The sequence below is a fragment of the Allobosea sp. CER48 genome, assembly GCF_044752385.1.
Taxonomy (GTDB): Bacteria; Pseudomonadota; Alphaproteobacteria; order Rhizobiales; family Beijerinckiaceae; genus Allobosea.
In genome coordinates this window covers 1-8,511 of sequence record NZ_JBIWYK010000103.1, presented here as the reverse complement: position 1 = coordinate 8,511, position 8,511 = coordinate 1, and the positions used below count along the sequence as shown (strand labels likewise).

The 8,511-nt window shown below is 70.5% G+C and carries 7 protein-coding genes; 3 read left to right on the top strand and 4 right to left on the bottom strand.

Features of this window, described 5'->3' with window-relative positions; all coding sequences use genetic code 11:
* On the bottom strand, positions 1 to 514 hold a 514-nt coding region (gene mtgA / locus ACIPIA_RS06185; RefSeq protein ID WP_400507686.1), incomplete at its 3' end, for a monofunctional biosynthetic peptidoglycan transglycosylase.
* A 126-nt stretch (positions 515 to 640) separates the two neighbouring features.
* On the opposite strand from mtgA, the gene ACIPIA_RS06180 reads away from it, so the two are divergent.
* Entirely contained in the window at positions 641 to 1,588 is a 948-nt protein-coding gene (locus ACIPIA_RS06180) for a polyprenyl synthetase family protein (protein ID WP_400507684.1), read from the top strand.
* A gap of 196 nt (positions 1,589 to 1,784) precedes the next feature.
* Here the strand turns inward: ACIPIA_RS06180 and ACIPIA_RS06175 are convergent, their stop codons facing one another.
* On the bottom strand, positions 1,785 to 3,023 hold the full coding sequence (locus tag ACIPIA_RS06175) for a histidine kinase (RefSeq protein WP_400507682.1): 1,239 nt from the start codon (positions 3,021 to 3,023) through the stop codon (positions 1,785 to 1,787).
* A 31-nt stretch (positions 3,024 to 3,054) separates the two neighbouring features.
* The gene (locus tag ACIPIA_RS06170; protein ID WP_400507680.1) at positions 3,055 to 4,347 is read right to left on the bottom strand and encodes an adenylosuccinate synthase; all 1,293 of its coding nucleotides are present in this window, start codon (positions 4,345 to 4,347) and stop codon (positions 3,055 to 3,057) included.
* A gap of 305 nt (positions 4,348 to 4,652) precedes the next feature.
* Between ACIPIA_RS06170 and ACIPIA_RS06165 the strand changes: the two genes are divergently transcribed.
* Positions 4,653 to 5,864 carry a M20 aminoacylase family protein gene (locus tag ACIPIA_RS06165; protein WP_400507678.1) on the top strand — a complete coding sequence of 404 codons (1,212 nt, stop codon included), beginning with the start codon at positions 4,653 to 4,655 and terminating at the stop codon, positions 5,862 to 5,864.
* Positions 5,865 to 5,986: 122 nt separating this feature from the next.
* The gene (locus ACIPIA_RS06160; protein ID WP_400507676.1) at positions 5,987 to 6,565 is read left to right on the top strand and encodes a tyrosine phosphatase family protein; all 579 of its coding nucleotides are present in this window, start codon (positions 5,987 to 5,989) and stop codon (positions 6,563 to 6,565) included.
* A 114-nt stretch (positions 6,566 to 6,679) separates the two neighbouring features.
* Here the strand turns inward: ACIPIA_RS06160 and ACIPIA_RS06155 are convergent, their stop codons facing one another.
* Complete coding sequence (locus ACIPIA_RS06155) at positions 6,680 to 8,380, bottom strand: mucoidy inhibitor MuiA family protein (protein WP_400507674.1); 1,701 nt, start codon at positions 8,378 to 8,380, stop codon at positions 6,680 to 6,682.
* Between the last annotated feature and the right edge of the window lie 131 nt (positions 8,381 to 8,511).

Here is an 8,511-nt window from a genome sequence, read left to right as displayed (position 1 = left end):
TCAGTCGCGCGACCGGCTTGCCGAAATAGCGCTGCGCGGCCGCCTCTGCCCCGAACAGGCCGTGGCCCCATTCGGCGACGTTGAGATAGACCTCGATGACGCGCTGCTTGCCCCACGCGAAGTCGATCGCCATCGCCAGGGGTATCTCGAGGCCCTTGCGGATATAGGAGCGGCCCGGCCAGAGGAAGACGTTCTTGGCGGTCTGCATCGTCAGGGTCGAGGCGCCGCGGCTGGGGCCGTCCTCGTCGTCGAGCACGGCATTGAGCTCGATCCAGTCGACGCCGCGATGGCTGCAGAAGCGCTGGTCCTCGGCCGCTATCACGGCCCGGATCAGGTTGGGCGAGATCTGGTCGAGCGGCACCCATTGGCGTTCGACGGGCCGCAGCGTCAGCCAGCGCGCGAGCATCAGCGTCGAAGGCACGGGCACGACCCGGTAGAGCAGGATCGCCGCGGCGAGAAGGAGGAGCAGCCAGCAGGCGAGCCGGAAGCCGAGGCCGATGAACCTGCCCAGCACGTTGCTTCGCCCTCCTTGCCGGTCGATCGGCCGGTCCGTGATGTCCTGCGTCATGGCCGCGCAGCTTGACGATGCCGCCATCGTCCGGCAAGGCCCCCGTCCCGGCAGCGAACGCGAGGCCCGCGCATGAGTTCCGTCCCGACCCCGGCCAGCCCTGGCGATCTCGACAGGCGGCTCGCCGACAATGCCGAGGCCGTCGAGGCCCTGCTGGCGACCCTGCTCACCACCGAGCCGGTGCAGGACGAGATCGTCCGCCCGCCGCGGCTGGTCGCGGCGATGCGGCACGGCGCGCTGGGCGGCGGCAAGCGGCTGCGGCCCTTCCTCACGGTCGAGACGGCGAGGCTCATGGGCGCCGCCGTCGGGCAGGGGCTGCGCGCGGGGGCGGCAGTGGAGCTGCTGCACTGCTATTCGCTCGTCCATGACGACCTGCCGGCGATGGACGACGACGATCTGCGCCGCGGCCGCCCGACGGTGCACAAGGCTTTCGACGAGGCGACCGCGATCCTGGCCGGCGATGCGCTGCTGACGCTGGCCTTCCAGGTTCTGGCTGATGAGGCCACGCATCCGGACGGCGGCGTGCGCGCGGCGCTGGTGAGTACGCTGGCGCGCGCCTCCGGGCTCGGCGGGATGGTCGGCGGCCAGATGCTCGACCTTGCGGCGGAAGGGCGCTTCGAGGAGCAGCGAGGCCCGTTGTCGGAGGCGGCAATCCGGCAGCTGCAGGCGATGAAGACCGGCGCCCTGCTGGCGGCCAGCGTCGAGATCGGGGCGCGGCTCGGCCGTGCCGATGCCGGGGCGCTGGCGGCGCTCGGCCACTATGGCCGGACTCTCGGCGCGACCTTCCAGGTCGCCGACGATATCCTCGACGTCGAATCGGACGCCACGCAGATGGGCAAGGCGACGGCGAAGGACGAGGGCAAGGGCAAGGGCACCCTGATCGGCGCGCTTGGCCTGGACGGGGCGAAGCGAGAGCGCGACCGGTTGAGCGAGGCGGCGATCGCGGCGCTCGCCGGATTCGGCCCCGAGGCGGATGTGCTGCGGGCCGCGGCGCGATTTGCGGCGCAGCGGAAGAGCTGAGCTTAGCTCCGCGATCCGGACCGGTCACACCGTGATGCCCGCCCGCGCTGCGGGCATCGGCGTCCTGAGTACCGCCTGCGACCCGCGACGACGTGGATGGGCGGGAGAGCCCCGACCATGACGGAGGCGGCCGCCCCTGTCGATCACAGGGGCCGGCTTCCTTTCACCCGAGGATGACGGTGCTCCGGAGCTGCCGTCAGCGCCAGCGGCCGAAGGCGTCGGCCAGGGTCTGGCTGCCGGAGAGCCCCTTCTCGAAGGTGATGATGCCGCGGCGGCCCGAGGTGAACAGCACGGGGATGTCGATCCAGCTGCGGTTGAGGATGAGGTCGATGTTGCGCTCGACCTCGACCGGCACGTTCGACAGCGCCGCGACGAAGAGGTTGTCGCCCAGCGCGGAGTTGATCGCCGAGAGCGGCGCGCCGCGCTCGCCTTCCTCGGTCTTGAACTGCGGCACGCCGACTTCCTTGACCGCCTGGGTCGCAGGATCGCCGCTCGCGGTGAACCGCAGCCCGATGATGTGCGAGGCGGGGAAGGCCGAATCGGTATTGCGCCGGATCGTGAAATCGAGGTTCAGGCCGGCGTCGGCGATCTCGACGGTCGCGCGCACGATCGTCTCGACCGGGCGTCCCTGACCGGCGCTCTCGCTGTCGAGCCGCCAGAAGACGCGGCCGGTCACGGCCCGCGGCTGCTGCGGGTTCTCGGGCACCTCGGTATACAGGATCGCGCGCTGTGCCACGGCGATTTCGCCGCCGGGCTGCGGCACGGGGATGCCGGCCGACGCGCTTGCAGCGTTGCCGCCGGGGCGGCTCTGCGCCGGCTCGCCGACGCGGTCGGCGATCTTGCCGTTGCCTTCGGGCTGGGCCGGCTGGGCCTGCTGGGTGGTGGCCTCGCCGCTCGGGCGGGTGCTGTCCTGCGGCTTCAGCTTGTGGACGTAGATCGCGGTGGCGGCGATCGCTGCGACGGCGACCGCGACGACCCCGCCGACCACGGCGGAGCGGATATGGCCGGGCTTGACCCGCGACTCGCGCGGCGGCTGCACGCGCGGACGCGCCACCTGCGGCTCGGCGGGCTCCGGCAGCGGCTCGCCTTCGTCCTGGCCGGCGGCGGGCGGCAGCGGGGCGAAGTCAGGCTGCTTCTTCGGCTGCGGCGGGCGCAGCGGCTGGGGCGCCTCCTCCACCGGCCGGATCACCGGGCCGGGCGTCGCCGGCAGCGGGGCGGCCGGCGTCTCGTCGTAATCCGCCTCGATCCGGGCCACGGCCTCGTCGAGTGCCAGGCGCTCGCGCATGATCTCGGCCTCGCCGAGCGGCGGGTCGAGGCCGCGCAGCTGCGCGACGAGAGCCGCGCGCGCCCGGTCATAGATGGCGCGGCGCGTTTCGGCGGTGTTGTCGGGCAGCCCGGCGACAGCACGCGCCAGGATCGGATAGAAGTCGGCCATTGGCCTCACTTGTCGCTGATGGCGCCCGCCGTCAACCCTCGAAGGGGTTGTGAACGAGGATCGTATCGTCGCGCTCGGGGCTGGTGGAGAGCACCGCGACGGAGGCGCCGATCAGCTCCTCGATGCGGCGGACATACTTGATCGCCTGCGCCGGCAGGTCGGCCCAGGAGCGGGCATTGGCGGTCGAGCCGTCCCAGCCCTCGATGGTCTCGTAGATCGGCTCGACGCGCGCCTGGTCGGCCTGGCCTGCCGGCAGGTGCTCGAGAATCTGGCCGTCGAGCCTGTAGCCGACGCAGACCTTGATCTCCCTGAAACCGTCGAGGATGTCGAGCTTGGTCAGCGCGATGCCGTCGATGCCGGAGGTCTTGACCGTCTGGCGCACGAGGCAGGCGTCGAACCAGCCGCAGCGGCGCTTGCGCCCGGTGACGACGCCGAATTCCTTGCCCTTCTGGCCGATCAGCTCGCCGATCTCGTCGAAGAGCTCGGTCGGGAAGGGGCCTTCGCCGACGCGGGTGGTGTAGGCCTTGGCGATGCCGAGCACATAGCCGACGGCCGAGGGGCCCAGCCCCGAGCCGGTCGCAGCCTGGCCGGCGACGATGTTCGAGGAGGTGACGAAGGGATAGGTGCCGTGGTCGACATCGAGCAGCGCGCCCTGCGCGCCCTCGAACAGGATGCGCTTGCCGGCGCGGCGCTCGGCGTCGAGCAGCGCCCAGACAGTGTCGGCATAGGGCAGCACCTCGGTGGCGATCGCCTTGAGCTGGGTCAGCAGCTCCTTCGCATCGACTTCGCCGATGCCGAGCCCGCGCCGCAGCGCGTTGTGGTGGGCGAGCAGGCGCTCGATCTTGGCTTCGAGCAGGGCCGGGTCCTTGAGATCGATGACGCGGATGGCGCGCCGGCCGACCTTGTCCTCATAGGCCGGGCCGATGCCGCGCTTGGTCGTGCCGATCTTCATGCCCGCATTCGAGGTCTCGCGGAAATGGTCGAGCTCGCGATGCAGCGGCAGGATCAGCGTGGCGTTGTCGGCAATGCGCAGGTTGGCCGGGCTGATCGCGACGCCCTGCTGGCGCAGCCGCTCGATCTCCTCGACGAGATGCCAGGGATCGACGACGACGCCGTTGCCGATGACGGAGAGCTTGCCTCCGCGGACGATGCCGGAGGGCAGGAGCGAGAGCTTGTAGGTGACGCCGTCGATGACGAGGGTATGGCCAGCATTATGGCCGCCCTGGAACCTGACCACGACATCGGCCTGGCTGGAGAGCCAGTCGACGATCTTGCCCTTGCCCTCGTCGCCCCACTGGGCGCCGACCACCACAACATTCGCCATGAGCGCGGTTTCCCTGCTTTACGTTCCGCGTTGCCGTGCAAGCGGCCCGCGCATATGCAAAACCCCGACGCAAGGCCGGGGTTTCGGGGCAGGTCCTTGCAAGCCCTCATGGGCCAAACCGGCCCGGAGGTCAAGTTTTCAGGCGGCCGGGGCGGCGATCGCACGGGACAAACCACCTGAGCATGGCGGGTCTGCAGCATCTGCGCAGTAATGCTGCCGCAATCGGGCGTAAGGGCTATTCTGCGGATCGGGACATCGCGCAAAGCCTGCTTCCTGATGCCGCAGGAGAGGGGAATCCAGCGACCATGACCAAGCTCGACGACTGGCTCGGCCAGCACCATCCCGCGTTCACGGCGATCCGCCGCGACATCCATGCCCATCCCGAACTCGGCCTGGAAGAGGTGCGCACCGCCAAGCTCGTCGCCGACAAGCTGCGCGAGTGGGGCGTCGAGGTCACCGAGAACGTCGGCAAGACCGGTGTCGTCGGCGTCATCCGCGGCAACCAGCCGGGCGGTCGGGCGATCGGACTGCGCGCCGACATGGACTGCCTGGCGCTGGAGGAGACGACCAATCTTCCCTATTCCTCGAAGAATCCGGGCCGGATGCATGCCTGCGGCCATGACGGGCACACCACCATGCTGCTGGCGGCCGGGCGCTATCTCGCCGAGAACCGCGACTTCGCCGGCACCGTCAACCTGATCTTCCAGCCGGCCGAGGAAGGCCGCGGCGGCGCCAATGCCATGCTGGCCGACGGCCTGTTCGAGCGCTTCCCCTGCGACGCGATCTACGGACTGCACAACACGCCCGGCATGCCGTCATCGAGCTTCGGAACCACTGTCGGGCCGTTCCTGGCCGCGGCCGACAGCTGGAAGGTCGCCTTCCATGGCGTCGGCGGCCATGGCGGCTCGCAGCCGCATCGCTCCACCGACATCACCTATGCCCAGGCGCATTTCGTGCTCGGCCTGCAGGGCATCGTCGGCCGCAATGTCGCGCCGCTCGATACGGCCGTGATCAGCGTCGGCTACATTCATGGTGGCGACGTCAACGCTTCGAACGTCATCCCCTCCGAACTCGTCATCGGCGGCACCGCGCGCACCTATTCGCAGGAGGTGCGCGACACCGTGGAGCGGCGCATCGTCGAGCTGGCCGCCGCGACGGCGCAGGCCTGGGGCTGCCGTGCCGAGGCCCACTACCATCGTGGCACCAGCCCGCTGGTGAACGAGGCCGAACAGGTGCGCGTCGCGGTCGCGGCGGCCTCCGCCGCCGTCGGCGCCGAGCATGTCAACGGCCAGCTTCGCCCGGGCACGGGCGGCGAGGATTTCGCCGAGATGATGCTGGTGCGGCCCGGCGCCTTCATGCGCATCGGCAACGGCGTCAATCCCGACGGCTCCTTCGTCGGCCTGCATACGCCGCTCTACGACTTCAACGACGCGATCATCCCGGACGGCGTCCGCTACTGGGTCGGCCTCGTCGATCAGGAGCTCGGCCAGAGCCTGCGGGCTGTCGCTGCCGAGTGAGATATTCGTTGCGGCCGGCGTCGCAGGACGCCGGCCGCAAGCTTGACGGGGTGCCCGTCGCCCCTGGCGCTTGCGTCGACGACGGAACCGACCTAGGCGGGCTCAGCAGCGGAGCCATGCCAATGAAGACCCTCGCGATCTCGACCCTGACCATCTGCGGCATCGAAGAGTTGCCGGGCAACAGTGCGCGCGAGGTCACGCATGTGCTCTCGGTGCTCGATCCCGATCGTGCCGAGATCGAGGCGTTCGGCACCTATGGCGAGCATCATCGCGTCACGCTGCGCTTCCACGACATCATCGACCCGCGGCCCGGACAGATCATGCCGGTGCCGGACCATGTCGGCGAGATCCTGCGTTTCGGCGAGGGCCTGCGCGAGACGGCCGCCGCCCGGGTGAGGGGGCATCTGCTGGTCCACTGCCATATGGGCATCTCGCGCTCGACGGCGGCGATGCTGACCCTGATGGCCCAGGCCGATCCGGTCGAGGCCGAGGACGTCCTGTTCGAAAGGCTGCGCGAGATCCGCCCGCAGGCATGGCCGAATTCGGTGATGGTCGGCTTCGCCGACGAGCAGCTCGGCCGCAACGGGCGGCTGACCGAGGCGCTGCGCCGGCACTATGCCCACCAGCTCGAGGTCCAGCCGAAATACCGGAGCTGGATGGCCGATCTCGGCCGCGGGCGCGAGGTGGAGATGGCGCTCTGAGGGCAGCGGCGTCATGGCCGGGCGAGAGCCGCGGCCAGCCATTGTCCTCGTTGAACAAAGGATGAAGCAGTTCGAAGCCGCACCCTGCCAGTTCCGGCAGGGTTCGCTCGTTCCTCACCGTCCCGGCAGCGGCTGCTCGTCATAGGAGAGCTCGCGGTCGCCCGGCCATTTGATGCGGTAGGCGAGCTTGAGCTCCTTCTCCGCGCCGGGCGCCAGGTCGAAGGTCCAGGACGAGACGCCGCGCCGGTCGCCGACCTGCTTCTCCGTCGGCGGCGTGGTCTGCGCCGCGATGGTCTCGACCGTGATGGCGGTGCTTTCCGTATAGGGCATGCGCCCGAGCACGGTCACCTTGACCGGCCTTGCATGCAGGCTCTTCACCACGGTGCGGAACTCGCGCTGGTCGGTGCGGCTCTGGCCGAGCCAGCCGGGTTCGTTCTCGCGGCGCTTGACCGGGGCGTAGCTCACCTTGATCCGGTCGTCGGCGCCGAAGCCGAGCTCCAGCCTGTCGCCGGGGGCCACCAGCCCGAACTGCCCCATGCCGACATAGCTGCCGTCGCGATGCAGCGCGACACGGCCGGGCAGCAGCGGCGCTTCCTCCTCATGGACGAAGCCGGCCTCGAGATAGGCCTTCTGCTCCAGCTCGGGCACCGTGCGGGCGGCGAGCGTCGCCTCCGCCTTGCGCTGGGTCAGCACGACCGTCTTCGGCGAGCCGTCCGGCGGGATCGTCGCGCGCGCGGGAACCTGGAAATTCGCCTGATAGGCTCCGGCTTCGATCGTCGCGACCTCGACCTCGGCCGGCCGTGCCGGGGCGGGCGCTGCGGCTGCGCGCTGGGACTGCGCGGCCAGTGCCTCGGCCTCGGCCTGAGCCTGGGCCTTGGCGCGTGCGGCCATCATGGCGGGCGCGGCGCCGGCGCGCGCGCGGCTTTCATAGATCGCCGGCGGCTCGAAGAAGGCGACCTGCATCGGGGAAAGCTCCGGCGCGCGGGTGTCGCCGGCCGAGCGCGTGGTGGAGAGCGTCAGCGCCACGTCGTCCCAGGGCTCGCCGCTGCGCTGACGGATCTCGGCGCGCCGCGTCAGGGCGATTTCCGGCTTCTCGGCGGTCGTGCTCAGGCGGGCCTCGTAGGTCGGCGTCCAGTTCGCGCCCGTGACGCGGTAGCTCACGGTGAACTCGGCCGTGACCGGCTGCTGCGCCTCGACCGCGATGGCGACGTCGCGCTTCGGTGCGCCGGGGCGGCCGGCCTGCGGGCGGGCGCGCTCGAGCGCGGCGATCTCGGCCTCGACATCGGCGAGACGGCCGCGCACGCCGCGCAGTTCGTCCTGCACCTTGACCAGCGCCGTCCCGATCGCCTCGAACACCGCCGGCCAGTCGGCGACCGGCAGGGCCTTGCCGTCGGGGCCGAGCTTGTCGGGCCCGGTCTGGGCGAAGCGCTCGATGGTGGCGCGCTTGGCCTCGATCGCGGCGATCTGGCTCTCGAACCGGCCCTTGTCGTCGCGCAGCGCCTTGAGCTTGCCCTCCAGAACTGAGTCGAGCACCGGCCTCGCGTCACCCGGCGTGGTCCGGACATCGACGGCGCCGACCGAGAAGGCGCCGCTGCCCTTGCCCTCGACGCGGATGGAGGCGGGGTCGATCGTCGCCGGCAGGCCGCGCAGCACGACCTGCGAGACGCCCTGCAGCAGCTCCGCCCTGCCGAGCCGCGTCACCACGGCGCCATCCGGATAGACCGTGACCCGGTCGATGCGGCTCGGGAGCTCGGTCTCGGCGGCGCTGGCCAGGCCGGGAGCGAGAATCAGGGCAGCGGCAAGGTAGTTCTTCACGTCGTCATCCCCCAGAATCGCAGTCAGGCGGCCACGATGAGCGCTGCCGAATCCGGCGCGCCGAAGGCCGAATTTGGCCGGAATGCGGATAGGAGGCGAGAGCGGAATGAGCGTCCTGCGTTCGAACGAGG

Excerpts from the sequence above, each read along its gene's own strand:
- ACIPIA_RS06180 (WP_400507684.1), top strand. The coding sequence starts at position 641 with ATGAGTTCCGTCCCGACCCCGGCCAGCCCTGGCGATCTCGACAGGCGG.
- ACIPIA_RS06175 (WP_400507682.1), bottom strand. The coding sequence starts at position 3,023 with ATGGCCGACTTCTATCCGATCCTGGCGCGTGCTGTCGCCGGGCTGCCC.
- ACIPIA_RS06165 (WP_400507678.1), top strand. The coding sequence starts at position 4,653 with ATGACCAAGCTCGACGACTGGCTCGGCCAGCACCATCCCGCGTTCACG.
- ACIPIA_RS06160 (WP_400507676.1), top strand. The coding sequence starts at position 5,987 with ATGAAGACCCTCGCGATCTCGACCCTGACCATCTGCGGCATCGAAGAG.
- ACIPIA_RS06170 (WP_400507680.1), bottom strand. The coding sequence starts at position 4,347 with ATGGCGAATGTTGTGGTGGTCGGCGCCCAGTGGGGCGACGAGGGCAAG.